Source organism: Uniformispora flossi (genome assembly GCF_049534875.1).
Classification (GTDB): domain Bacteria; phylum Actinomycetota; class Actinomycetes; order Streptomycetales; family Streptomycetaceae; genus Yinghuangia; species Yinghuangia aomiensis.
Window position 1 is genome coordinate 111169 of record NZ_JBMULZ010000022.1, and the last position, 25395, is coordinate 136563.

A 25395-nucleotide genomic window follows, 5' to 3' on the forward strand; every position below is an offset into this window, starting at 1 on the left:
GCACAAGGAGGATCGCCGCCATGCCGGTGCCACTCGACGCGGCCACCCGCGCCCTGTTCGACGGCCGCAACTTCCCCGTTGTCGCCACGGTGAAGGCCGACGGCAGCCCGCAGGCCTCGGTGGTCTGGATCAAGCGGGACGGCGACACGCTGCTGTTCGTCGCCCCGGCAGGCCGCGGCAAGACCGCGAACCTGGCCCGCGACCCGCGGATCAGCATCAGCGTCCACGACGCCGAAAACCCGTACCAATCCGCCGAATTGCGGGGAACCGCGCAGCTCACCGAGCAGGACGCCGGCCGATTGTCCGACGAACTCGCCCGGAAATACCTCGGCGAAACGCACGCGCAGGACGACGGAGTGCCGCGCGTGGTGGTGCGCGTCGTGCCGGACCGGGTCATCTCGTTCCCCGGCACGTAAGCGCTCCTGATCCGGTTCCCGCTTCCCGCTTCCCGTACGACGCCGGCCCGACACGAAGGAGGACTCCCATGCCGTCCCGGATCCTGGTCGTCGACATTCCGTCCAACGGCCATCTCTTCCCCAAACTCGCGGTCGTCACCGAACTGGTGGACCGCGGGCACCATGTCACCTACGTCACCGTCGAGGAGTTCGCCGACAAGGTCCGGAGCACCGGTGCCGAAGTGCTGCCGTACACCTCGGTCAAGCCGCTGGAGAGCTTGGCCGCCGACAGCTCCATCACCCCCACGGAGGCGTTCTTCCGCGAGAACGTCGCCATCCTGCGCGCCGTCGAGGCGCACTACGGCGACGACCGTCCGGACCTGATCGCCTACGACGAAGCGGCCTTCCAGGCCGGGCGCGTGCTGCGGGCGACCTGGGGGCTCCCGGCCGTCCACCTGGCACCGAGTGTCGTATCGAACGCGCACTACTCGTACTTCGAGCGGATCTTCGCGCTCGCCCCCGACTTCCGGCTCACCGACCCCGTCGAAGAGATCACCGCCGTTCTCGACGGCTACGGACTCGCCGACCAGGTCCAGGACTACCTGTGGACCAAACGCGAGCCGGACGAGCTGACCATCGTCTTCGTGCCGCGCGAATTCCAGGCCGCGTACGAGACGTTCGACGAGCGCTTCGTCTTCATCGGACCGAGCCTGGGGGAGCGCGCGTTCCTCGACGACTGGGAGCCGCCGGCCGACGGCCACCCCGTCGTCCTGATCTCGCTGGGCACCGTCAACAACGTCCACCTGGACTTCTTCAAGACCGCCGTCGAAGCGTTCCGCGATCAGCCGCTGCACGCGGTGATCTCGGTCGGCGGCGGCCTGGACCCCGAGGACCTAGGGCCGCTCCCCTCCAACGTGGAGGTACACCGCTGGATACGGCATTTGAAGGTGCTCGAACAGGCGGTCGCCTTCGTTACCCACGGCGGCACCGGCAGCCTGTCCGAGGCGCTGCACAGCGGCACACCGGTGGTGGTCGTCCCGCAGGGCGTCGACGTCCTGCCGTACGCCGAGCGCGTCACCGAACTGGGCATCGGCAGCGTCCTGCCGCCCGAGCACCTGGATGCCGCCGCCCTGCGCGACGCGCTGCTGACCGTGTCGCGGGACGAAGACATCGCCGCAAACGTGGCCCGGCTCCGGAAGCACACCCGCGAGTCGGGCGGCGCCCGGCGCGCGGCCGACGCGATCGAGACCTACCTCAAGCAGGAACAGCGATGAAATTCCTCCTCCTTCCCCACCTGCCCCGGCAGGACAAGCCCGACGACGTCCAATTGCAGGACCTGGTCGAGCACGCCGTCCTCGCCGAGCAACTGGGCTTCGACGCCTACGGCATCGGCGAGCGGCACGACCGGCCCGCGGTCTCCTCGTCGCCGCCGGTCATCCTCGCCCACATCGCCGCCAAGACCTCCACCATCCGGCTGTTCACCGCCGTGACCACCCTCGGCATGCTCGACCCGCTGCGTGCCTTCGAGGACTACGCGACGCTGGACAACCTGTCCGGCGGCCGACTCGACCTCATCATCGGGAAAGGCGGATACCCCCGCTCCAGCAGGCTCTTCGGGGTCACTCCCGAGACGCAATGGGCGCGCCTCCAGGAGAACTACGCACTCTTCCGCCGCCTGTGGTCCGAAGACAACGTCACCTGGGAGGGGCGGCACAGCCGCCCGCTCGTCGACGCCGAGCCGTTGCCGCGCCCGGCACGCAAGCACATCCGGATCTGGCACGGCAGCGCGAGCAGCGAGGACTCGGCCGACTTCGCCGCCCGGCACGGCGACCCGGTCTTCTCGTCCAACGGCAGCGGCCCGCTGGAGCGCTACGCCAAACTGATCCGCCACTACCGGGAACGCTTCGCGGCGCACGGGCACGATCCGCGCGACGCCCTGGTCGGTGCGGGCACCGCCGGCTACTTCGCGGCAGCGACCTCGCAGGAAGCCGTCGCCAAGTACCGGCCCGCCTTCGAAGCCCGGCTCGCGATCAACAAGCGCTACGACGCCTCCTCCATCAAGTACGAGACCGTCGAGGACTGGATCGAGCACAGCTCGGTCCTGGTCGGCAGCCCCCAGCAGATCGTCGAGAAAGTCCTGGCCCAGCACGAGCAGTTCGGCCACGAGATGCTGCACATCCACGTCGACGGCGACATCCTGGACCGCAAGGACTACCTCGGCACGCTGGAGGTCTTCTTCGCCGAGATCGCCCCCGTGCTGCGCCGCGAACTCCCCAGCCGGTCCCTCGACGAGAGCCCCTGACCCCGTGGCCGGCGGGCGCGGGATGCCGCGCTATCTCCTGTGGCGGGTCGGCCAGGCGCTGTTCGTGATCTGGGCAGCGTTCACCGTCTCCTTCGCGGTCCTCTACACCCTGCCCAGCGATCCGGTGGAGGTGATGGCGGGCCCGAACTCGGAACTCACCCCGGACCAACTCGACGCTATGCGGCACGAGTTGGGGCTTGACCGGCCGGTACTCGCGCAGTACTTCACGCAACTCGGGCACCTGCTCCGCGGCGACCTGGGCCAGTCCATCCAATCCCGCGAGCACGTCTCCGACCTGATCGGGCAGGCCCTGCCCCCGACCGCGGCGATCACCGCCGCGGGTCTGGGGGTCGGGGTCCTGCTCGGCACCGCCCTCGCCTTGGCGACGTCCCTGGTGCGGCTGCGATGGCTGCGCGGACTGCTCGACAGCCTGCCGGCGTTGGCCGTGTCGCTGCCCACGTACTGGGTGGGACTGCTGCTGCTCCAGCAGTTCTCCTTCCAGTGGCATCTGTTCCCGGCGATCGGCAACGACGCCCCGGGCGCGATGGTGCTGCCGACCATCACCCTGGCACTGCCCGCCGCGGCCGTCATCGCCCAGCTGCTCGGCCGCAGCCTGGAGGCGGCCCTGCGCGAGGGGTATGTCGACACCGCCCGGGCGAAGGGCGTCGGGCGGGTCGCGGTCCATGTGCGGCACGGGCTGCGCAACGCCGTGCTGCCGGCCTTGACGATGGTCGGCCTGCTGGTCGGCGGCATGCTGTCGGGGTCCGTGGTCGTCGAAACGGTCTTCTCGCGGGACGGCCTCGGGCGGCTGACGACCACCGCGGTCAGCCAACAGGACCTTCCCGTCGTCCAAGGGCTGGTCCTGCTGGGGGCGACCGTGTTCGCCACGGTCAACCTGCTGGTCGACCTCCTCTACCCGGTGCTCGATCCGCGGATCGTCCGGGACGGCGCGGTCGGGCGGGGCCGCGGCCGGCGGCAGGCCGGGCACGCGTGACCCGTGCTCCGGGACCGGTGGCGGTCAGTCGGCCGAGCAGCCGCCCGCGTCGTCGTGGCCGGTGGCGAGGCCGGCCACCGGGTCCGGACCCACGGTTTCGTCGATCCGCAGCTTCTCCAGCATCGCGTCCGCGGCTTCGGTGAGCGCGGCGAGCTGTCCCGCTTCCAGCGGTTCGATCAGCCATTCGCGGATGTGCGCGGCCCGCCGGGGGAGGGCGGCGAGGATGGCCTCGCGGCCGTGGTCGGTCAGCGCGACCATGGTGGCGCGTGCGGCGTCGGGACATCGGTCCCGGTTGATCAGGCCGCGGCCGACCATCCTGGTCAGCTGGTGGTGCAGCCGGCTCTTCTCGAACTGGGTGACGCCGCTGAGTTCGAACGGCCGCAGGCGCCCGCCTGGCGACCGCTGAAGCGCGCTGAGGATCGCGAACTCCGGCTCCGACAGCCCGGTGTCCTGCTGCAGCAACTGGGCGAGCTTGCGCCAGAACCGGACCTGCATCTCGAAGAAGGACTGCCACGCCTCGTTCTCGTGCGGGGCCAGCAGGTCGCCCGGGTCCGACCGGTGCCAGGAACCGGACTCGTCGGCGGCGTGGTTCACGTCGGGTCCTCACGAAAGTCGATGCGGGTTGACATGTCAACTTTACGTGAGTCCGAGGGGCCGGGGGAGGGGTGTGTCCTTCGTGCGGTCGGTGCGGCGTCACCCGGTACGGGTCAGAGCGCGGCCCGGGCCCGCAGCGGCTCCCACCACTGCCGGTTGCCGCGGTACCACGCGACGGTCTCGGCGAGCGCCGTGTCGAAGTCCCGGCGGGGGCGGTAGCCCAGCTCGGTGCGGATCTTGCGGTCGTCGACCGAGTAGCGCCGGTCGTGCCCCTTGCGGTCGGCGACGTGCTCGACGCGGTCCCAATCCGCGTCGCAGGCCGCCAGGAGGCGGCCGGTCAACTCGCGGTTGGACAGCTCGGTCCCGCCGCCGATGTTGTAGATCTCGCCCGCTCGGCCGCCGCGGCGCACCAACTCGATGCCCTGCACATGGTCGTCGATGTGCAGCCAGTCGCGGACGTGCAGGCCGTCGCCGTACAGCGGCACCGGAAGGCCGTCCAGGAGATTGGTGATGAACAGCGGGATGACCTTCTCGGGGAACTGGTGGTGGCCGAAGTTGTTGGAGCACCGGGTCACGCGGATGTCGAGGCCGTGGGTGCGGTGGTAGGCCAACGCCAGCAGGTCGCTTGCGGCCTTGGACGCCGCGTAGGGGGAGTTGGGGCGCACGGGGTCGGTCTCCGGCCATGAGCCGACCGGGATCGAGCCGTACACCTCGTCGGTCGAGATGTGGACGAAGGCCGCGACGTTGTGCCGCACGGCGGCGTCCAGCAGCACCTGGGTTCCGGTGACGTTCGTCGCGACGAAACGCGAGGCGTCGGTGATCGACCGGTCGACGTGGCTCTCCGCCGCGAAGTGGACCACGTGGCCGTGCTCGGCGGTGAGCCGGTCGACCAGGTCCGTGTCCCGGATGTCGCCGTGGACGAAGCGGAAGCGGGGATCGCCGCGGACCGGGTCGAGGCCGGCCGGCGTGGCGGCGTACGTCAGGGCGTCCAGCACCGTCACCGCCGGGCCGTGCGGATCGGCGAGCACCGTGCGGACATAGTGCGAGCCGATGAATCCGGCACCGCCCGTCACCAGGACGGCGGTGTCGTCGCCGCGGCGGCCGGTCACGACGCGATCTGCACTTTGCTGTAGTCGCCCAGCACCAGCCGGTGGGCGGAGCGGATCCGCGGCGCGGGGGTCACCTGAACCGTACGGCCGATGAGCGAGGCCTCCAACCGGTGCACCCCGGTGATCGAGGCGTCGGACAGGATGATGGAGAACTCGATCTCGCTGTCGTGGATCCGGCAGTTCTCGGCGACCGAGGTGAACGGTCCGATGTAGGAGTCGGTCACTTCGGTGCCCGCCCCGACCACGGCCGGGCCGACGATGCGCGAGCCGCGCACCGTCGCACCCGGCTCGATCCGGACGCGCCCCACGATCTGCGAGGCGTCGTCCACGCTGCCCAGGACGCCCGGGGCGAGCCCCTCCAGCACGGTGCGATTGGCTTCCAGCATGTCGTCGACGTCGCCGGTGTCCTTCCAGTAGCCGGTGATCGTCGTGGCGCGTACGTCGAGTTGCCGGTCGATCAGCCACTGGATGGCGTCGGTGATCTCCAGTTCGCCGCGGCCGGACGGCTTGATCTCGTCGACCGCTGCGTGGATCGCGCTGGTGAAGAGGTAGACGCCGACCAGGGCCAGGTCGCTCCTGGGCTGCTCGGGCTTCTCCTCCAAGCGCACCACGCGGCCCGACCCGTCCAGCTCCGCGACCCCGAAGCGGCGCGGGTCGCGGACCCGGGTGAGCAGCACCCGCGCGTCCGGGCGGTCGGCCTCGAACTCCCGCACCACGTCGGTCACGCCGCCGACGATGAAGTTGTCGCCGAGGTACATCAGAAAATCGTCGTCGCCGAGGAACTCCCGGGCGACGAGCACGGCATGCGCGAGTCCGAGCGGCGCGTCCTGGCGGATATAGGTGACGTTGATCCCGAACTGCGATCCGTCGCCCACGGCCGCTTCCACTTCGGCGGCGGTTTCACCGACCACGACGCCGACGTCGGTGATCCCGGCGGCGGCGATGGCCTCCAGCCCGTAGAAGAGGACCGGCTTGTTCCCCACCGGGACGAGTTGCTTCGCCGAGGTGTGCGTGATCGGCCGCAGGCGCGTCCCCGAGCCCCCGGAAAGTACCAGTGATTTCATGCGTCCATCGTTCCTGCGGCCCGGCCCGGCGGCCCCCCACGGTGAGGGGCCGCCACCCCCTATATCGGCTGCGGGATTACGCGCGGACGGTCTTGAGCGCGGCCGACCAGGACTCGACCTGGTCGAGCACGCGTCCCAGTTCGTCGGCACGGCTCTCGGCCGGCGTGAACGCCGGGTACGACGGGAAGTCCACGGCCACCGGCAGCGGCAACTGCGCCTGCACCGTGGCAAGCTGCAGCTCCGCCGCCACCGCGCGCAGGTGCTCCGCGGCCCGCACACCGCCCGACGAGCCGAGGCTCACCAGGCCGGCGGCCTTGTTGTGCCACTCCGCGTAGATGTAGTCCAGCGCGTTCTTGAGCGCGGCGGGGATGCTGTGGTTGTACTCCGGCGTGACGAACACGAATCCGTCGAACTCGGCGATCTTCGCGGCCCAGCGCTTGGTGTGGTCGTTCTTGTACTGCCCGTAGTGCGGCGGCAGTTCCTCGTCGTACTCGGGGAGCTTGTAGTCGGCGATGTCGACGAGTTCGTACGTGGCGTCGGGCCGCTTCGCGGCGATCGTGTGCACCCACTCGGCCACCTCCCGCGACACGCGCCCGGGTCGCACGCTGCCCACGATGACGGCGATTTTGGTCATGACGGAGTTCCCCATCCCTCAACGAGTTGATGTGTCACCTCAAGCATGGGTTTTGCTGAGGTGACACGTCAACCCGATCGCGGATCCGTCAATATCCGCCGTCCAGCCCGAGCGTCGTACGCAACCGCTGAGCGCTGTCCTGGAGTTCGGAAGCGATGCGGCGGATCCGCGAGGCGGCCCCCCGGGTCCAGGTAGTGCCGACGCCCAAGGCGAGGTAGCTGCGCCCGGCCCGATCGGGGATCGGAACCGCCACCGAGAGCTGGAGAGGTCGCAACTCGCGGTCCGCGACGGTGTACCCGCGTTCCGCGGCGGCGTCGAGGTCGGCCCGCAACTGCGCCGCGGTGCCGATCGTCCGCTCGGTGAACCGTTCGAACGGGCCGAGCCGCTCCAGTTCTTCGTCGCTCGGCCGCGGCCAGGCCAGGAGCGCCTTGCCGAAGGCGGAAGCGTGCAGCGGCACGGAGTTGGTGACCCGCGTGTCCCAGTGTTCGGGCGCCCATGCGGCCGGAAGGTCCGCGACCACCAGCGCGTCGCGGCCGTCCCGCAGTGCCAGCACGGCCGCACCGGACGTCGCTTCGGACAACCGGTGCAGCTCGGGGCGGGCGAGGTCGAACCGGCGCTGGTCGTGCAGCGTCCGGTTCAGTCCCGCGATGGCGGTGCCGAGCCGGTAGCGGCGGGTGGCCGGATCCTGTTCGAGAAAGCCGGTGTGCTCCATGGCGCGGACCATGCGGTGCACGGCGCTGACGTTGAGGTCCATCCGGCGGGCGATCTCGGCAACCGTGGCAGGTCCCGGCAACTCCCTCAGGCAGTGCAGGACTTCGAAGGCGCGCTCGACGGTCTGTGCGCCTGCCGGAGGGCGCGCGCCGTGGTCGGCGCCGGGGTGCTGGTGGGGCATGGGCCTCGGGATCCTCTGGGGTTCACGATGTCGTCGGACGTCGGGGGTGGGTGGGGCGATGGGTCTTGCCGTGCCCAGGCAGGTTGTCAGAGTCGAACTGGGCACGTTGTGAGGCGAGTTGCGGGCATCTTCGGAGGTCGGTCGATGAAGGGCGCCGTCGGCGCAGCCTAGCAACGAGCGCCGAGTTGTTGCCGATATATGAAGTCTCGCGTCACTATTTGACATGGGAGTCGGCGCGCTCCAATGCTGAGCGCATGACGGTCACCGACTACGTCGTGGTGGGCGCCGGAGTAGCGGGATCGCTCGTCGCAGCCCGGCTGGCGGAGCTTCCCGGCACCTCCGTGCTGCTCCTCGAAGCAGGCGAGCGACTTGCGGACGGCCCCGCCACCCGCGACCCCGCACGCGCCGCCGATCTGTGGGGCACCGAGGCCGATTGGGCCGACGAGACGGTCCCGCAGGCCGGCCTCGCGGGCCGCCGCGTGCGGTGGTCGGCGGGCCGCGCACTCGGCGGCTCGTCGGCGGTCAACGCCGCCTTGTGGGTGCGCGGCAACCCCGCGGACTACGACGCCTGGGGCGCCTACGGCGGCGCGAACTGGAACCGCCGAAGCGCGCTCGACGCGTTCCGCCGCATCGAAAGGAACGACCGTGTGCCTGCCTCCCAGGCGGGCATGGACGGGCCGCTGCCCATCGAGTCCGGCGCCCCGAACGCGTGGTCCGCGGCGCTGGCCGCAGCCGCGCACGACCTGGGCCTCGCCCCGACCGACGTCAACGGCGCCCGGCAGGACGGCGTCGACACCCTCCAATTGACCGCTCGGTCCGGGCTCCGTGTCACCTTCGCCGACGCCTTCCTCGGATCCGGCGGCGCCTCGCGGGCAGGAGACCTGCACGTGGTCACCGGCGCGAGGGCCACCGGTGTCGTGGTCGAGGACGGCCGTGCGATCGGCGTCACTTACCGGGACCGCGACGGGTCCGCGCGGCGTGCCGCGGCCCGCCGCGAAGTGCTGCTCGCGGCCGGCGCGGTGCGGACCGCGCACCTCCTGCTGCTGTCCGGCATCGGACCGGCCCGCGACCTCGCCGCGGTCGGCGTACGGCCGCTCGTCGATCTGCCCGGAGTCGGACGCGGCTTCCACGACCACGTCGCGCTGGGCGGCGTCGTGCCCGCCCCGGCATCCGCGCCGCCGCTGCCGGACGGCGGCGGCGGGGTCGTCGTTTTCGCCCGCGCCGACGGCCGTCCGGGCGTGCCGGACCTGGAGATCGTCCTGGCGCCCGGGATACCGGGCACGGATGCCGGTTCCACGACGCCGGAACTGCGGTTCGGGGTCGTCGCCCTGCAACCGCGCAGCCGAGGTTCGGTACGTCTGTCGAGCTCCGATCCGCTCGCCGCGCAGCCGATCGATCCGGGCTATCTCACCGACCCGACGGACACGGACATCGCCACGCTGACCGCCGGGTGGAACCTGGTACGGCGGCTGCTCGGCTCGCCGGCGGCCGCAGCGGTGGCGACGGCGCCGCCTCCGCCGATCGACGCCGCGGGCGTGCGACACACCGCGGGTCCGATGTTCCACGGTGTGGGCACGGCCCGGTTCGGCCCCGAAGGCGACCCCGACGCCGTCCTGGACGGCGAGCTGCGCGTGCGCGGCGTCGCGGGCCTGCGCGTGGTCGATGCGGCGGCGATCCCCGTGGTGACCCGAGGCCACACCATGGCGGCGACCGCCGTGATCGCCGACCGGGCGGCGGCGTTGATCGCGGCCGCTCATGGTGACGCCGCACATCGTGACGCCCCGCATGGTGACACCGCACATCGTGACGCCCCGCAGCGCGTCGCCGTATCCCCGACGCGGGCCGCTGAGCCACGCCGATGTCGGCCCCGGCCGACGAAATGACCGTTACCGCAGGGGTGTCCCACCCCTCCACGCCGATGATCCGAGGAGCCCCGACCATGCCCGTGAAGATCCTCTGGTACGTCCAATCCGCGGACGGTCCCGTCCCCTGGACGGACGACGGCGTGTGGTCCAACGACCTGCCCCGCCTGCGCGCGCTCGCGGAGGGCATCGACCGCGCCGGCTTCTACGGTGCCCTGCTGCCGACCGGCCCCCACGAGCCGCTGGCACTCGCCGCCGCGTTCGCGCCGCTCACCGAGCGCATGCGCTTCCTCGTCGCGCTCTACCCGGGCCTCCTCTCGCCCGCCAAGCTCGTCGACATCGCCACCGTCGTCGACAACTTCAGCGGCGGCAGGCTGCTGTTCAACGTCGTCAACGGGCACGACTCGTGGCTGCCGGAGTACGGCATGTTCCTGGCGCACGACGAGCGGTACGAATACAGCGCCGAATACTGGGACGCCTTCGCCCGCCGCTGGGCCGATCCCGGGGAAGGCTACGCGGGCAAGCACATCAATCTCGCCGCCCGCACCTTCGACATCCCGCTGACCTTCTTCCCCGAAAAGGTGCAGCCCAAGGTGGAGTTGTGGGGCGCCGGCGGCTCGCCCGCGGGCGTTGCGCACGCCGCGAAGGTGGTCGACCACTACCTGACCTTCGCCGACCTGCCGGAACGCCTCGGCGAGAAGTTCCGCCAGGCCGGTGCCGCGGCGGCGGACCACGGCAGGAAGCTGCGCTTCGGCACCCGCTTCCAGGTGATCGTCCGCGACACCGAGGAAGAGGCGTGGGGATACGCCCGCCACCTCCTCGAACGGACCTCGCACCAGAAGGCCCTGGAACTGTCCGCGTACAAGGAGGGCCCCGGTTGGCTGGATCGGGACGTGCCGACCGACGATCCGCGCGCCCGGCGCTGTGTCGACGCCTTGCGCGCAGGACGGCTGCCCGACGTCGAGGATCTGGTCGTCCATCCCAACGTGTGGCTCGGCCCGTCCGTCTTCGGCTTCGACGTCTTCGGGCCCGGCGCCGGCACCTGGCTGGTCGGCACGCCGACGCAGGTCGCCGACCGGATCAACGAATACGCCGCCCACGGCGCCGAGTCGTTCATCCTGTCCGGCTGGCCGCTGCTGCCCGAAGCCCTGCGTTTCGGCCGAGACGTCCTGCCGCTGCTCGACCTGGACCACGGCTTCGCACCACCCGCATACGACGAAGCCGCGAACGCCGAACTCCTCGCCGCTTTCCCCGCACTCGATCGCCACCCGGTCGCGCACCGGTGACCGCAGCCGAGCCACTGGACCGGATCTGGCTGACCCGCTGCCCCGTTCCGACCGCGAGCGGCATCGCACACCGGCTGGGCCTGCTCGCCGAGGAGTTCCGGCGACACGGCGTCGCCGTTGCCGAACTCGACGACGGCGCCCCGCGGCTCGCCCGGCACCACCTGGACCACGGACTCCCCGGCCTGTTCCGCGAAGGCGGCAGCATCCCGGCGCTCGCCGCCCGCGCGGCGGGCGCCCCGACCCGGCTGATCGGCCTCACCTGGATCGAGGAACGTCAGGTCATCCTGGTCCGACGCGACTCCGGCATCACCACACCCGCCCACCTGTCCGGCCGCCGCGCCGCACTTCCCGTGCACGGCCCGGAGCCCGGTGCGGGGATCATGCGCGCGATGGCCCTCCAAGGCTTCCGCGGCGCCCTCGCCCTCGCCGGACTCGACCTGGACGCTGTCCGGTTCACCGAAGTACCCGACGCCCGAGAAGGCTTGCCCGATTGGACCGTCAACGGCCCGCTCGCCCGCCCCTGGACCGGCATCGACGCGCTCGCCCGCGGCGACGTCGACGCCGTGTACGCCAAAGGACCGGCGGCGCTCGACCACGCGGCGCGGACCGGCGCCGTCATCGGCATCGACCTCGACGCCTACGACGATCCCGCCTGCCGGGTCAACAACGGCACGCCCCGACCGATCACCGTCCACGCCCGCACACTCGACGAACACCCGTGGGCAGTGGCGCTCTTCCTGGCCCAGACCCTGCACGCCGCGGCCTGGGCGGCACACCACCGCGACGACGTCCTGCGGCTGCTCGCCCAGGAGAGCCACGGGACCGGGGACGCCACGGCCGCGGCGCACCGCGGCGACTTCCACCGCCGCCTGCGCCCCGACCTGTCCGACGCACGACTGCACCTGCTCGACCGACAGAAGGAGTTCCTCGTGTCCCACGGATTCCTGGCACGCGACTTCCCCCTCGCCGACTGGATCGCCCCGCACCCCCTGCACGCCGCCGAGGCATGGGTGGCGCACCGATGAGCTTCGACGAGTTCCGCGACAGCCTCCTCGCCGACGCAGCCGTCGCCTTCCGCGTCCTGCGGAAGACCGGCACGCTCAGCCCCGGCGCCACCCTGAGCTTCGTGGTGCGCGTGCCCGGGGGAGGCGAGGTGGCGAACGTGAAGCACCCCGACCCGTTCCACCCCGACGAACCGCCGCGGGTGACCCTGACCACCATCGTGGACGGCCCCGGCGCCGTGCGCCCGTGGGGCGACGGCATCCGCTATGCGGCGCTCTTCGCGGCACATTCCTGGATGGGCGCCGTCGCCCACGTCCACACCCCGTACCTGGCCGGCTGGGCGCTAGCCCACCGCCCCCTGCCGCTCCGCTACGTCCCGGCCCAGCGCGAGACGACCTCCCGCGAACTACCCGTCTACATCGACCGCCACGAAGCCGAGGACGCTTTCATTCTCCGGGCGCTGACGGACGACCCGGACCTCCCCGGCATCCTGGAGGCCAACGGCGGCGCAACCCTGTGGAGCCGCGGCGGGCTTCTCGACCTGGCCCGCCTCATCCTCGTCGTCGAAGAGGGCGCCCGCGCCCAAACCACGGCTGAACTTCTCGGAGGCGCACAGGACTTCGGCCCCGGCGTGCTGGCCCAGCAGTGGGGTGCCACGGGGCGCGACGGTTCGCCACGGGCCCAGGCCCGAATTGCCGAGGTGGAGGCACGCCACACGCGCTTCCCGGCCCCGTCGCCCTCGTCGCTTCGCTGAACGGGGCGCAGTCGGCACCCGGACGCAGATTGCTGCGCCACGGCGCGGACGACGCGGCTGCATGTGCGGCGGAGCGGAAGCGCTCCGCTGCGTCGTCGTGTCCAAATTACGCCGCCCGAGGACGCCCGGCACAGTACGGAAGGCCGCTCTGCGCAGATGCGTTCGCCCCCGCCGAGCGCCTGCCTAGGCTGAGTCACTCCGAGAGAGCCGGTAACCGCCGGAATTCACAGGCTGGTTGGGGGCGTCAGGATGACCGTGGCGGGTGCACCGATACTGCGCTGTGCGGGAGTGGCAGCGGCCGGGGCGCTGCTCCTGGCGAGCGGCGGGACGGGAGCCGCGCACGCGGCCCCGGCCGACATCCCGGGAACCGCCCAGGCGGCTACCGCGAGCACGGCCAAGGGCACCACCTACTACGTCGACGCAAGCCGCGGCTCGGACGACGCCCCTGGGACCTCCGCCAAAACCGCGTGGAAGAGCCTCGCGCGGGTTGAACGAGCGGCGTTCAAGCCCGGCGACACCGTGGCGTTCAAACGTGGCGGGAAGTGGTCGGGGCAGCTCACCCTGCGGGGCGACGGCACGGCGCAGCAGCGGATCACCTTGACGTCCTATGGGCTGGGCAGCCGTCCCCGCATCTCCGGCGGGGCGGACTGCCTCGACGTGCGCGGTTCGTACTGGATCATCGCCAACGTGCAGGTGTCCGGCTGCGGTTGGGCCGGGGTCGAACTGCGCGGGTCGTACAACGTGGTCGCCGGGGTCCGGGCGGAGAAGAGCGTCGCGGGGGTCGTCGTCGACGACCAGTCGCACCACAACACGATCCGAGACAGTCAGATCGTCGGCAACGACAGGATGGTGGCCGGCACGAACGGCCCCGACGACGACGCCGGGGCATTCGGGATCCTGCTCAACGGCGACGACAACCTCGTGCGCCGCAACCTCATCACCGGCAGCAGCGCGCCCAGCCCCGACTACGGGCAGGACGGCGCCGCCGTGGAGATCTACAACGGCGACCGCAACCGCGTCGACTTCAACGTCACCCGGCAGAACGACGCCTTCACCGAACTCGGCCACGCGCCGGGCAAGACCGCAGCCGGCAATGTGTTCGCCTACAACGTCGTGACGTCGTCGCTCGAACACGGATCGTTCCTGGTCACCCGTGGCGCGCAGGACAAAGGCCTCGGCCCGGTGGCGAACACCCTCGTCGAGAACAACTCCGTGTATCTGACCGGCGCGAAGACCGAAGGCTGGACCTGCTACGCGGGCTGTGCGCCGGGCATCCTCAAGCTGCGCAACAACGTGGTCAAGGTGGGCGGCCGCACCGGCTGGGAGGACGCCAAGGGCGCGGACGAGGACACCGGCGTCTACGCGGGCGGCCGTGGAACCTTCACCCCCGGACCGCGATCGGCTTTCGTCGAACCACAGTTCGTGAGCACCACCGACCTGCACCTGCGGACCGGTTCCCCCGCCGCAGGCAGAGCAGGGGAGCCGACGAAGTACCACACGGACGTGGAGGGCAAGCCGGTGCCGACCGACGGGCCGCGGGTCGGGGCGTACCAGGAGACCCGCTGAGGCGTGCAGCCTCGCTCTGACTGACGATCTCCGGCCGACGGCATCCGCGACGGACCCGATTCGACATCGAACTGCTCTCCGGCTCGCTGCCGGGTCGGGTCAGGTCGGGTCAGGTCGGGTCTACATGGTGTTGACGATGAGGCCGATGTGGGTGAAGTAGTTGAGGGCGCCGAAGGCGAGGAAGGCCAGGCCGGCCAGGCCCCAGCAGACACCGACGACGGTGCGGACCGGGGCGGCTCCCCGGCGCAGCGCCAGGGGGAAGAGGATCGCGCCGAGGCCGAGCAGAACGTACAGGCCGGAGATGAAGGTCGCCTCGAGCATCGGATGGTCGGCGAACTCGCCGGAGATCGGCTCCTCTTCGGGTGCGGCGAACAGCGTGTACTTCCACCCGGCCGCCGCGATGCCGAAGCACGCCAGGCCGGCGCCGAAGACGAAGACCGAGATGGGCGCGGCAAGCCGGGACACGGCGAGCAGCCGTTCCTCCACCGCTCCGGGGTCGGCGAGCACAGCACCACGTTTCCAGAGGAACATGGACGCGGCAGCCAGCAGAACACCGAAGACGAAGCTTGGTTCGCCGAAGATGATGTTGTCGAACGGGAATCCCTGTCCGGCCAGCGGCCACGTCAGCGTCATGTGGATGCCGGTGACCAGCAGCACGAACGCCAGCGCGCCGAACGCCATCGCCCACGCGTCCGGGACGATGGGCTTGCCCTTGACCAAGTACCAGCCGAGCGCCACCACGAGCAGCAGCCCGGCACCACCCGCCAGCGACATGACGGTGTTGTACGTCGGCATACGGGCCCAGTCGATCTTCAGGCCTTCGGCGAGGAGCATGTCGGGCTGTGAGGTGCGCATGGCGCGGAATCTATGGTCATTTCTTGCCCATCCCGGCAACCAAAGGACGCATGTCTCCGAATTCGATCGATAGTGCATTCATCTGGCGTATATCGATCGACTCCCCACGCGGCCGTGCGCAGACGTCGACCACGCGCTGGGCGTTGGCCCGGCATGCGGCCGCCGCAGACACCGCACCGATCTCCTTCGGCCCGGAATGAGGACCACGGCGCCGCGGAAGCGTCGGCGCTCAGATCGGCGCAGCTGAGGGACCCGGAACCGTGCGCGGAGCGGGACACGTCTCGCGCTCCCGGTCCTTGCCCACCCCATCTGGCTATTGCATCGCCCCCGTCGCTGGTTCACTGGACGGCCGCCGAGTTTGGTACGACCGACTCCAGAGCCGGAGGGGCGTGGCCGCAATGGATCAGGAACCGGGTCGGTTGCGGCGCTTCGGGAAGCGTGTCCGCGCGGTGTTTGGGGGAACCCGGTCCACACCTCCGCCACCGAATCCCTGGGTCGCCACGGTCCTCCCGACCACCACGACGCACCTCGGCAATGCCGGCCCCGAGGTCGCCGCCGAAAGGGTCGACGCAACCAGTACACCGGCGGTCGGCCGTGCGGCCGCCCTCGTTGTGTACGACTCCACTTGCCCAGGGGTCACGCCGGACGATCCGAACGTCGGGCGAATCATCCACGCCTCGACGACGGACGAGGTCGAGGCGCACTTCATACGCACGGTGAACGAGCTTCACGGCCGCGACAGGTACGACGGCAGCTGCTGGGCCGACCTCGAAGGTGCCGATCTCCTATCCGCGAAAGAAGCTGCGATCACCCTGTTGCACGCAGAGATGATCCTGCCCAGCCCCGGATACCTCGGTGTGTCCCTTGGATCTCCCGAATTATTTCTCGGGAAAAGAAGAAAATCAGTGATGGCCGAAGCCCATGGGGACGGGGATATCGTCCTCAACGCGCGATTTTTTGGCGAAGGCCGCAGAAGCACCCTTCTCGAAATGCTGCAGGTGCAGCACGACCGGAACTTCGTCATCGGCGGCGGGCACTACGGCGGTGCGCCGGCCCTCCTCCATGAGAAAATGCATACGCTCCTTTCCGAGGTGGACCCACCCGATGCAAAGAGCGTGAACACGACAGACAAGGCAGAGTCCAAGACAGCAGGCTTGGACGCGAGCTCGTGGACGGTCAACGCCCCGCCGGTCAGGCATGCACGGGAATCCGCAAGGCTCCGGCGTTCAGCACCGGACTTGGCGAGGTCGGCGAGCGCGGCCGACGCCCGCCCGCCCCGTCCCGCAAAGAAGATCGGCAGGAGCTTCGACCCCGCTTCGACAAACTCTCCTCATGCCCTCGAGCCGCTCGGAGGGTACGCCCGCAGAAGCCCGGGAGAACGATGGGCCGAGGGCGGTCGGCTGGTGGCCGGTTTCGGGAGCGCGGCCCCGAAGGAGGCCAGGGAGGTCTGGGAGTACGCGGTGCCGATGGACGCCGGCCGTTGGGCAGCGCTCGACCGGCAGGTGGCCAACTTGCACCGCACGCTCGACGCGCTCTACGAGCGGACCGACCCGGCTACGGGACAGCAGCTCGTCGCCGTGCAAGACCGCGCGTACCGCGCCTCCTCGATCGCCGCATCAAAGGGTTTCAACCTTCCCCGGAGGCGGGGCCGCGGCTTCGAGGTCAATGGAACCGTTCACGGCATCAACGCTTCGCGTCAAAAGGTGCGCGACAATATGCCGACATTGCCCACGTGGGTAGGACGGGGACAACGCCGTGATCCTCCCGAGAACACCATGGATATCATCTAGGCTTCCCATCGCAATCTCCATGGCATCGGCTTCGGGCGCGGTCGGGCCGCGGATGTCACCCGAAAGCCTCCGAGTGCCGGAAGTGCCAAGGCCGCGCGGTTGCCTACGGTGAGTCGCATGAGCGCCACCGCTGCCGAAATCGACGACTACCTCTCTCGCTACGCCGGAACCCTCGCCGCCTTCGACGCCGGGGCGGCGGCAGGGCTCTGGGGCACCCCCGGCATGATCCTCGACGACCGCAGTGCCGGAGTTCTGGACTCCCGGGAGGAGATGGCCCGCGGCCTGGAACGGTCCTATCCGCTCAACCGCGAACTCGGGGCGCCTCAGCCGTTGCCCGCACCCGGGTCGGCGAACCTCTCCTCCAGAATCCCGGTGGCCTGCCCGACCTCGATCAGGTAGCCGTCCGGGTCACGCAGATAGCACCGCAGCTCCGCCGTGCGGTCGATCGGCCGGGTCAGGAACTCCGCGCCCTTGGCCGTCCACTCCCGGTAGCACCGGTCGATGTCGGCGACGCGGAGATTGAGAAAGCTGCTGACCCTATGCGGGTCCGTCGGTGTGCTCAGTGTGACGTCGGGCTTGTCCGCAGTCGGTCCGCCGCCGGGGTTCATGATGATCCAGCCGCCGCCGAGCTTGACGACGCACGGGTTCTCCTCGAGGACCACCTCGCCGCCCAGGACCTCGCTGTAGAAGGTGCGGGACCGCCGCACGTCACCCACTGTCAGAAAGTGGGTGAGCAGTACTCCGGTGCTCGGGGACGGGAAATCGGCGCCGCTCACGATATGCCTCCGATGAAGTGTGGCAATTCGCATGGTTGCACCTCCGCCGGTTACCGGCGCCTTGACCGTCGGGCATTCGGCGTAAACGCGCGCTGACGCGCCCCACCGCTTCAGGATCTGGCGGTGGCGGCGCGCCATCACGCCGTCAGACCCCTGGCTTCCGGCCTTCCAGGCTTTTCGTACGGCACACGTCCCGCGGTCGTCGAGGAAACGGCCGCCGAAGGCGTGTCAGCTCGCGGGCAGCACCTTCCACGAGCCGGTGCCCGGACCGCGGTCGGTGTAGTGGCTGGTGGAGACGTCGTACTTGGCGCCGGACGCGCTGGAGACGCCGTTCGTGTCGAGGAATCCGCCGTTGGCGGAGCCGTAGTCGTTGAGCAGGTTCACGATGTCGTCGGTGCGGACGGCGCCGTCCGTCGGCGAGGACGTGCGGCCGAAGATGTGCCACTTGCCGGTGCCGGGGCCGCGGTCCTTGGTGGCGGTGCTGGAGACGGAGTACTTCGCGCCGGACTTGTCGGAAACTCCGTTGGTGTCCAGGTAAGTGCCGCTGCCGTACTGGTTGACGAGGTAGACGACGTCGCCGCTGGTGACCCGGGTGCCGTCGGCCTTGCCGGTCGCGGAGACGACCTTCCACACCGAGGTCTTGGGGCCGCGGCTGTTGGGCGTCGCGTTGGTGGAGACGTTGTAGGTGGCGCCCGGTTGGCTGGAGACCCCGTTGGTGTCCAGGTAGCCGCCGTCTCCGCCGTACTGGTTTTGCAGCAGGATGTCGCTGCCGTAGGTCAGTTCGCTCCCGGCTGCCGAAGCCGGGGTGGCGAACGGGGCCGCCGTGGCAGCGAGGGCGGTGGCGGCAGCGCACGCCGCCAGTCGCTGCTTGAGGGTACGGAACACACTCACTCCAAGAAACAAACGAATGGTTGCTGAGGGTGAGTGTGCCGGAGAACCAGGCGCCGTGCGCGCGTCGACGCGGCGCGTTGCGCAGCAACCCCCGAAAGGCGGAGTCGCCGTCGTCATGAGGGTCGTCGGGACCATGCCGGTGAACGGCGACGTCATGACGATCGACCGATGAGTTTTGTGCGGATCGGTGGTCGATACGGCTGGATACGCCGACAGCGATGGGGCTGTGCGGGGAACGTTCCATTGCGGGAGGAAGCACATGGAGGCAGAGATGAGCGTCGACGACTTCGGCCAGGGGCACGCGACCCGGACGGGCGGGCAGGGGACGCGGGGGAGTGGTCCCAGGGTATTGGTGGCGGGGGCGAGCGTCGCGGGACCCGCGTTGGCCCACTGGCTGCGCCGGCGGGGCGCCGAGGTGACCGTGGTGGAGCGGGCTCCCGAGCTGCGTCCCGGCGGGCAGGCGGTGGATGCGCGCGGGGTCGCCAGGGAGGTCATCGGGCGCATGGGGTTGACCGCGGCTGTGCGCGCGGCGTGCACCGACACCGCGGGCGCACACACCGTGGACGCGGAGGGGGCGGTGCTGGAGACCTTCCGGGCCGACGACGACGGTGGCGACGGGTTCATCGCGGACATCGAGATCCTGCGCGGCGATCTGTCCCAGGTGCTCTACGACGACACCCGCGACGGTGTCGAGTACGTCTTCGGCGAGCGCATCACCGGCCTCGTCCAGGACGCGGACGGGGTCGACGTGGTCTTCGCGGGCGGCAGTCGGGGGCGCTTCGACTTGGTGGTCGGCGCGGACGGGCTGCACTCGGAGCTGCGGGCGATGGTCTTCGGGCCGCACGAGCGGTTTCTCCGCCACCTCGGGCACGTGCTCGCCTTCTCCAGTGTGCCCAACGAGTTCGGGCTGGACCGCTGGCTGCTCGAGTACCAGGAGCAGGAGTCCGGACGCTCCGTCCTCCTGCGGCCCATCCAGGACGCCACCCGGGCGATGGCCATGTTCTCCTTCGCCGCGGCCGACTTCGACGTCGACCACCGTGACATCCCGGCCCAGAAAGCCCTGTTGCGCGAGCGGACGGCGGGCATGGGCTGGTTGACCCGGGACATCGTCGCGCACCTGGACGACACCCCGGAGTTCTACCTCGACCAGGCCGCCCAAGTGGTGATGGACCGTTGGTCGAGCGGACGGGTCGCGTTGCTCGGGGACGCGGCGTTCAGCTCGTCGCCGCTGTCCGGGCAGGGCACCGGGCTCGCTCTGGTCGGTGCCTACCTGCTGGCCGGAGAGCTGGCCGCGGCCGGATGGGACCCCGACGCGGGGTTCGCCCGCTACGAGGCGCGGATGCGCTCGTTCGTCGAAGCCAACCAGGAGATCGGCCGGTTGAACGCCCGCAGCCGCCAGGTTCCCGTGCCGAACGCGGAGCCGGGTCCCGATTTCGCCGGCGAGTGGTTCATGGAGCTGGTCGGGCGCGCCATCAACGGCGTCGAACTGCCGGACTACGCGGAGGTGCCGGACTCCACAGCCGCAGCCGGATCGGCGCCCCGCACGCAGCTGTCCGGCGCCGTAGACCTGGGCGCTGCGCGATAGGGACCGTGGCGACGAAGCAGCACGCCGCGTCCCTACCCGGGCGGCAGACGCCCGTCGAGCAGGGCGCGGGCCGCGGCTTCGATGGCGGCGGCGTCGATGCCCGCGGCGCGGAGTTGTTCGGCGGGGGTGGCGGAGCCCGGCATGTCGCGTACGGCGAGGCGGATCGTCCGCGGGGGCGGCGTGCCGTCGCTGAACGCCGTCATGACGGCGTCGCCGAGGCCGCCCTCCGGATGGTGGTCTTCGACGGTGACGAACCGGCCGGTCAGCGCCGCGGCTTCGCGGAGCGCGGCGACGTCGACCGGTTTGAGCGAGTACAGGTCGAGGACCCGGGCAGGAATGCCGTCGGCGGCCAGCCGGTCGGCGGCATCGACCGCCTCCGGCACGGTGACGCCCGCCGCGACGAGGCAGATCCGGTCCTGCGCGGTGGCGCGGGGCAGTTTGCTGCCCCCGATCGGGAACGCCTCGTCGGCCGAGTACAGCACCGGCGTGGCGCCGCGGGCGGTGCGCAGGTAGCGGATACCGCCGCGGTCGGTCATGAGCGCGACCAGGTGAGCGGTCTGGTTTGCGTCGCAGGGGCACAGCACGGTGCTGCCGTACACGGCGCGGAACGCGGCGATGTCCTCCACGGCCATCTGGGAGGGGCCGTCCTCACCGATCGCGACACCGGCGTGGGAACCGACGAGCGCGATGTCGGCCCGACTGACCGCGGCCATGCGGACGAAGTCCTGCGCACGGCTGAGGAAGGCGCCGAACGTGGCGGCGAACGGATTCCAACCGCGGACCTGGAAACCGACCGCGGCGGCCACGAGTTGCTGCTCGGCGATGTAGAACTCGAAGAAACGTTCGGGGTGCCGTTTCGCGAACGCTTCGGCGCGGGTGGAGTCGGCGACTTCGCCGTCCAAGAGGACGACGCCGGGCCGGGCTTCCCCGACGGCGGCCAGCGCTTCGCCGAAGGCGTCCCGGGTCGGGACCTCGTCGCCGACGTCGTACCGGGGCAGATGGATCGTCCCACCCGCACGGCGCGGCCGCTCGGGGGCGGCAGGCGGGCGGCGGGTGGTCACCCGCAGGTCGCGGCGGCCGCCGAGTTCGGCGATGGCGGCCTCGGCGTCCGGAAGCGGTTTGCCGTGTTTGCCCTCCCGGTTCTCGACGGCGGCGACTCCGCTGCCTTTCCGGGTGCGGGCCAGGATCGCGGTGGGCCGGCCGTCGGTGCGCTCCGCGGCGGCAAAGGCGCGGTCGACCGCGGCCACGTCGTGGCCGTCGACGTCCAGGACCCGCCAGTCGAAGGCTTCGATGCGCCGCCGGTAGGCGTCGGTGTCCCAGCCGTGGCGGGTCGGCCCGCGCTGGCCGAGCCGGTTGACGTCGACAATCGCGACGAGATTGTCCAGGTGCTCATAGCCCGCGTGCTCGAACGCTTCCCACATCGAGCCTTCGGCCAGCTCGCTGTCGCCGCACAGCACCCACACCCGGTACGGCAGGTCGTCCAGGCGTTTCCCGGCCATCGCCACGCCGACGCCGACCGGCAGGCCTTGGCCCAGCGATCCCGTGGCGACGTCCACCCAGGGCAGCCGGGGAGTGGGGTGGCCTTCGAGCTTGCTGCCGGCCGTGCGGAACCCCAGGAGTTCGTCGTCGGTCACCGCGCCGGCCGCCTTGTAGAGGGCGTAGAGCAGGGGCGAGGCGTGTCCTTTGGAGAAGACCAGATGGTCGTTGGCGGGGTCGTCGGGGCGGTCCCAGGCGTAGCGCAGGTGCCGGGCGAGCAGGACCGCCATCAGGTCGGCCGCCGACATCGAGGACGTGGGGTGCCCCGATCCCGCCGCGTCCGCCGCCCGGATCGCATCGATCCGCAGCTGCCGTCCGAGTTCGACCAGCTCGTGGATGTTCGGCTCGTGGATGTTCGGCTCGTGGTTGTCCATGGCGCGCCTATCTCCCGTCGTGCGGGGTGTCTCTCTTGCGCGCCTACCCGGCGGATGCGAGGTCACGCGGTCGACAGTGCGGCGACGGCCACAGGGTGGGGATGGGCGAGGTCCGGCCACATGTACTCGGGCGTGTCGAGGCGGGTGGAAGGCGACCGCGATCAGTCCTCAGGGCGGGTCACTCCGCGGGCCTGCCCTCGGTGGCCGCGGCCGGCGGCACGAAGTCGCCGGCACGCACGTGGCGCAGCGATGAGAGAGCCGCGGTTTCCTGGCGCGTCACGCCCAGATGGCATCGCATGACCGCGCGGACGGTGTCGGTCTCGGCGCCGGCCAGGTCCGGCAGCGGTCTCGGCGCCGGTCCCGCAGCGGGTTGAAGAGCAGGAGTCCGGTAAATCTTGGTCGGAGTCCGCCTTCCGCCGGCGCGTCCCGCATCGATCCGGCAGTCGAACGGACTATCGGCGTTCCGGCCCACCAACCGACAGCCCGCACTTCGTTCGAACACGTGCAGCGGAAGCTCCGTTCCGCCCCCGGCGGTGGACGGAACTACGCGATCCGCTGTGTCGACCAGCCGTTGCGCGTTCGCCTTTCGTAGGCGCGGATCAGATCGTCGGCGACGGTGCCCACGTGCTCGGTGCGACCGGTCGGGAGGGCTGCTTGCGGACGAACGCCGCCCGCAAGGCATGGTAGGGCGCGCCGGGGTCGAAGAAGGTCCGCCGCATACGGGCGAGTTCCTCGTGGCGGTAGGCAGCGAGTGGTTTGGCGGCCTCGTCCCGGGCGCGGACGCGCTTCTTGTCGGTGATCCGTTGATGCGTCTCCGGATCCGCGGCGAGTTCGGCCGCCATCTCGGTGACACGGCGGCCGAAATCCGACGGAGAAGCCGTCACGATCCGGTCCACGAGGCCCATCCGCTGCGCGGCTGATACGCCGACGGGCTCCGCCGCCCGCATCAGGGCCTCGGCCTGATCCGGGCCCACCCGGCGCGGAAGGCTGTACGTCCAGTATTCGGATCCGGGCAGGCCCATCAGGCGGTAATGCGGGTTGAGGACGGTCCCCGAACGGCACCACACGTCGTCGGCGGCGATCGCGAGCATGGCGCCGCCCGCGGCCGCATTGCCGCCGAGCGCCGCGACGACGAGCCGGTCGGTGGTGGCGAGGACCGCCCCGACGAGGTCGTTCATGGCCTGGATGTTCGCCCAGGATTCCCGCGCCGGGTCGGACGCGGCCTCGATGACGCCGAGGTGGATGCCGTTCGAGAAGAAGTCCCGGCTGCCGCCCAGGACGACGACCCGTGTCGGCCGTCGGCACGCATGGCGGTATGCGGACAGCACGCGTCGGCACTGCGCGGTGCTCATGGCGCCGCCGGGGAACGAGAAGCGCACGAAGCCGACATCGTCGTGTTCCTCGTAGCGGACATCGGCGAAGGTCCTGCGTGCCGCCGGGGTTTCCGGGTCGGCATACAGCTCGGGCACATCCGGAAGCGAACTGCCGAGCGCGACGGTCGCCGGGAGCTTGACGGATGCGGGTTCGCCGGTGCGGCGAGGCCGCCGCAGCTGCGGGATCCAGACCGCACCGTCGCCGGTGGCGACGCAGACGGCTTCCGCACGGGTGGCGACGACCTCGCCGGGCACGCCGCGCAGCCGGTCCTCGGCATGGCCGCCGTGCAGGTACCACGGCCCGCCCGGGAGACGGTCGTCGAGGACCCCGGGTTGTGAATCGGCCGCCCGTAGAGCACGCAGGATGCCGTCGGTACCGGATGCCCAGTCGATGCGGCGCACGTCCTGCCGCAGGACGGGCCGGACGTGCACGGTGTGGCCCTTTTGCGGCGACGGGCGATACGTGCCGGACTCGAAGCGTTCGATGGCGAGCGTCAGTGCGTCCATGGCGGCGTCGCTTACTTCGCCGCGATACAGATCGCTCTTGCCGACGCACGCCACGGGGAAGGACGTCGACGCCCAGATGGCTCCGGCGTCCATCTCGCCGTCGGCCTGGAGCACCGTCACTCCCCAGGTGTCCCGGTCCTCGTGAATCGCCCAGTCGAGTGAGGACGGGCCGCGGTCGCCGGGCGGTCCAGGATGGACGATCAGGCAGGTGTGCCTCGTCCACACATCCTCGGGAACAGCGGTCTTGAGCATGGGCGCGACCACGAGTTCGGGACGGTGCCGCCCGACCGCATCGCGTACCTCATGATCCGCGTGCACCACCTCGGTCGCCACCGTATGTCCCCGGTCGCGCAGTTCGACCTGCACCCGCTGCGTCAGGCTGTTGAAAGCGCTCGCGAGGAGAAGAATCCGCACCGCGCCCCACCTCCTTTCCGTCGCACCACCCCCGGTACGCGGTGCCGAAACCGCGGCGGTATCCGGATCCTGCCGTCGGCGTGGTTCTCGCCGCTTCGACTTCCGCCAAATGCCTCCGCACTTCCACCGAATTGGTGAACCTCACCGGACTTCGGACGTACGGCGTGCACGGCCCGGACCCACCTCGCCGACGTCCTGCGCGGCCGCACCGGCCCGCTCACCCTGCTCTGCGACCAACCTGCCACGGCAGCTCGGTGGGCACCGGGCGAAGTCCAACCGGAGGAGCGGGCGTTCCTCGTCGCCTTCGACGCCGCCGGGCGGTCGAAGCCATGACGCTCGTCCTCGCACGCGAGCTGCGCGGCCGCGACATCCCCGTCAACGCCGTCGCGCCGGGCCCGACCGCGACCGAACTCTTTCCGGACGGCAAGGACGAGGCCACCATCGACCGCCTCGCCAAGCAGCCGCCGCGCTGGAACGGCTCGGCAATCCGGAAGACATCGCCCGCGTCGTTGCTTTCCTCGCGAGCTCCCGAGGGCCACTGGGCAACGGCCAGATCGTCCGTGCGAACGGCGGGATCATTTGACGGGCATCGGTGGCGCTCGACCGGAGACGCGCCGATCCACGACATCGCCGACCGCACGGGGGCATGCCTCAAGCCGGTGTCGCGCGCTACTTCGGCGTTCGCTCGTTGCATGACGACGGTGGCTCCGGGTAGCCGCCGACCGTGACCGCTCCCGTGGTCGTCTGAGCTTGATCCGATTTGACGGACACCGTCGTTGTGGTGGTCAGGCCGCGAGTGCGGCTTCGTATTCGACGGGTGTGCGGTAGCCGAGGCTGCTG

At 70.6% G+C, this 25395-nt stretch carries 22 protein-coding genes and 1 pseudogene; 13 read left to right on the forward strand and 10 right to left on the reverse strand.

Going from position 1 to position 25395, the window contains the following annotated elements; translation table 11 throughout:
* Nucleotides 1–20: 20 nt before the first annotated feature.
* From ACPA54_RS33645 to ACPA54_RS33660, 4 genes are all read left to right on the forward strand, one after another.
* Nucleotides 21–416 carry a PPOX class F420-dependent oxidoreductase gene (locus ACPA54_RS33645; RefSeq protein WP_423535537.1) on the forward strand — a complete coding sequence of 132 codons (396 nt, stop codon included), beginning with the start codon at nucleotides 21–23 and terminating at the stop codon, nucleotides 414–416.
* Between the two features lie 68 nt (nucleotides 417–484).
* The gene (locus ACPA54_RS33650) at nucleotides 485–1669 is read left to right on the forward strand and encodes a macrolide family glycosyltransferase (protein WP_423535539.1); all 1185 of its coding nucleotides are present in this window, start codon (nucleotides 485–487) and stop codon (nucleotides 1667–1669) included.
* On the forward strand, nucleotides 1666–2697 hold the full coding sequence (locus ACPA54_RS33655) for an LLM class flavin-dependent oxidoreductase (RefSeq protein ID WP_423535541.1): 1032 nt from the start codon (nucleotides 1666–1668) through the stop codon (nucleotides 2695–2697). Before ACPA54_RS33650 ends, ACPA54_RS33655 begins: the two co-directional genes overlap by 4 nt.
* Before the next feature lie 22 nt (nucleotides 2698–2719).
* Nucleotides 2720–3691, forward strand: coding sequence for an ABC transporter permease (locus ACPA54_RS33660; protein WP_423535542.1), 972 nt, complete (start codon nucleotides 2720–2722; stop codon nucleotides 3689–3691).
* A gap of 24 nt (nucleotides 3692–3715) precedes the next feature.
* Here the strand turns inward: ACPA54_RS33660 and ACPA54_RS33665 are convergent, their stop codons facing one another.
* The 5 genes from ACPA54_RS33665 to ACPA54_RS33685 form a co-directional block, all read right to left on the reverse strand.
* A complete protein-coding gene (locus ACPA54_RS33665) occupies nucleotides 3716–4285 on the reverse strand; it encodes a MarR family winged helix-turn-helix transcriptional regulator (RefSeq protein ID WP_423535543.1) in 570 nt (189 codons plus the stop codon).
* A 113-nt stretch (nucleotides 4286–4398) separates the two neighbouring features.
* Entirely contained in the window at nucleotides 4399–5394 is a 996-nt protein-coding gene (gene rfbB, locus ACPA54_RS33670) for a dTDP-glucose 4,6-dehydratase (RefSeq protein ID WP_423535545.1), read from the reverse strand.
* Nucleotides 5391–6458 (reverse strand): glucose-1-phosphate thymidylyltransferase, encoded by a 1068-nt coding sequence (locus ACPA54_RS33675; RefSeq protein WP_423535547.1) that lies wholly within the window; start codon nucleotides 6456–6458, stop codon nucleotides 5391–5393. The genes rfbB and ACPA54_RS33675 overlap by 4 nt, the downstream gene beginning before the upstream one ends.
* 76 nt (nucleotides 6459–6534) lie before the next feature.
* Nucleotides 6535–7092, reverse strand: coding sequence for an NADPH-dependent FMN reductase (locus ACPA54_RS33680; RefSeq protein WP_423535549.1), 558 nt, complete (start codon nucleotides 7090–7092; stop codon nucleotides 6535–6537).
* Between the two features lie 88 nt (nucleotides 7093–7180).
* Nucleotides 7181–7984 (reverse strand): IclR family transcriptional regulator, encoded by an 804-nt coding sequence (locus ACPA54_RS33685; RefSeq protein WP_423535551.1) that lies wholly within the window; start codon nucleotides 7982–7984, stop codon nucleotides 7181–7183.
* A gap of 254 nt (nucleotides 7985–8238) precedes the next feature.
* On the opposite strand from ACPA54_RS33685, the gene ACPA54_RS33690 reads away from it, so the two are divergent.
* The 5 genes from ACPA54_RS33690 (at nucleotide 8239) to ACPA54_RS33710 (ending at nucleotide 14454) form a co-directional block, all read left to right on the forward strand.
* On the forward strand, nucleotides 8239–9867 hold the full coding sequence (locus ACPA54_RS33690; RefSeq protein WP_423535553.1) for a GMC family oxidoreductase: 1629 nt from the start codon (nucleotides 8239–8241) through the stop codon (nucleotides 9865–9867).
* A gap of 56 nt (nucleotides 9868–9923) precedes the next feature.
* On the forward strand, nucleotides 9924–11132 hold the full coding sequence (locus ACPA54_RS33695; protein WP_423535555.1) for an LLM class flavin-dependent oxidoreductase: 1209 nt from the start codon (nucleotides 9924–9926) through the stop codon (nucleotides 11130–11132).
* Complete coding sequence (locus tag ACPA54_RS33700) at nucleotides 11129–12157, forward strand: ABC transporter substrate-binding protein (RefSeq protein ID WP_423535557.1); 1029 nt, start codon at nucleotides 11129–11131, stop codon at nucleotides 12155–12157. The genes ACPA54_RS33695 and ACPA54_RS33700 overlap by 4 nt, the downstream gene beginning before the upstream one ends.
* On the forward strand, nucleotides 12154–12888 hold the full coding sequence (locus ACPA54_RS33705) for a class II aldolase/adducin family protein (RefSeq protein ID WP_423535559.1): 735 nt from the start codon (nucleotides 12154–12156) through the stop codon (nucleotides 12886–12888). Before ACPA54_RS33700 ends, ACPA54_RS33705 begins: the two co-directional genes overlap by 4 nt.
* Before the next feature lie 255 nt (nucleotides 12889–13143).
* Nucleotides 13144–14454, forward strand: coding sequence for a right-handed parallel beta-helix repeat-containing protein (locus ACPA54_RS33710; RefSeq protein ID WP_423535561.1), 1311 nt, complete (start codon nucleotides 13144–13146; stop codon nucleotides 14452–14454).
* Between the two features lie 120 nt (nucleotides 14455–14574).
* Here ACPA54_RS33710 and ACPA54_RS33715 read toward each other — a convergent pair whose 3' ends face one another.
* Nucleotides 14575–15309, reverse strand: a complete 735-nt coding sequence (locus ACPA54_RS33715; protein WP_423535563.1) for a DUF981 family protein — start codon at nucleotides 15307–15309, stop codon at nucleotides 14575–14577.
* 398 nt (nucleotides 15310–15707) lie between these two features.
* Here ACPA54_RS33715 and ACPA54_RS33720 point away from each other — a divergent pair, with 398 nt between their 5' ends.
* The gene (locus ACPA54_RS33720) at nucleotides 15708–17099 is read left to right on the forward strand and encodes a hypothetical protein (protein ID WP_423535565.1); all 1392 of its coding nucleotides are present in this window, start codon (nucleotides 15708–15710) and stop codon (nucleotides 17097–17099) included.
* Between the two features lie 117 nt (nucleotides 17100–17216).
* Nucleotides 17217–17498, forward strand: a complete 282-nt coding sequence (locus ACPA54_RS33725) for a hypothetical protein (RefSeq protein ID WP_423535566.1) — start codon at nucleotides 17217–17219, stop codon at nucleotides 17496–17498.
* Here the strand turns inward: ACPA54_RS33725 and ACPA54_RS33730 are convergent.
* Both ACPA54_RS33730 and ACPA54_RS33735 read right to left on the reverse strand, forming a co-directional pair.
* Nucleotides 17423–17875, reverse strand: a complete 453-nt coding sequence (locus ACPA54_RS33730) for a VOC family protein (protein WP_423535567.1) — start codon at nucleotides 17873–17875, stop codon at nucleotides 17423–17425. The genes ACPA54_RS33725 and ACPA54_RS33730 overlap by 76 nt on opposite strands.
* Before the next feature lie 228 nt (nucleotides 17876–18103).
* Nucleotides 18104–18766 carry a hypothetical protein gene (locus tag ACPA54_RS33735; RefSeq protein WP_423535569.1) on the reverse strand — a complete coding sequence of 221 codons (663 nt, stop codon included), beginning with the start codon at nucleotides 18764–18766 and terminating at the stop codon, nucleotides 18104–18106.
* Nucleotides 18767–19037: 271 nt separating this feature from the next.
* Here ACPA54_RS33735 and ACPA54_RS33740 point away from each other — a divergent pair, with 271 nt between their 5' ends.
* A complete protein-coding gene (locus ACPA54_RS33740) occupies nucleotides 19038–20351 on the forward strand; it encodes an FAD-dependent monooxygenase (RefSeq protein ID WP_423535571.1) in 1314 nt (437 codons plus the stop codon).
* Nucleotides 20352–20383: 32 nt separating this feature from the next.
* Here the strand turns inward: ACPA54_RS33740 and ACPA54_RS33745 are convergent, their stop codons facing one another.
* Both ACPA54_RS33745 and ACPA54_RS33750 read right to left on the reverse strand, forming a co-directional pair.
* Nucleotides 20384–22261 (reverse strand): transketolase, encoded by a 1878-nt coding sequence (locus tag ACPA54_RS33745; protein ID WP_423535573.1) that lies wholly within the window; start codon nucleotides 22259–22261, stop codon nucleotides 20384–20386.
* Between the two features lie 599 nt (nucleotides 22262–22860).
* On the reverse strand, nucleotides 22861–24555 hold the full coding sequence (locus tag ACPA54_RS33750; protein WP_423535575.1) for an enoyl-CoA hydratase-related protein: 1695 nt from the start codon (nucleotides 24553–24555) through the stop codon (nucleotides 22861–22863).
* A gap of 317 nt (nucleotides 24556–24872) precedes the next feature.
* Between ACPA54_RS33750 and ACPA54_RS33755 the strand changes: the two are divergent.
* Nucleotides 24873–25138 (forward strand): annotated as a pseudogene (locus tag ACPA54_RS33755) (SDR family oxidoreductase); the annotation flags it as partial.
* Between the last annotated feature and the right edge of the window lie 257 nt (nucleotides 25139–25395).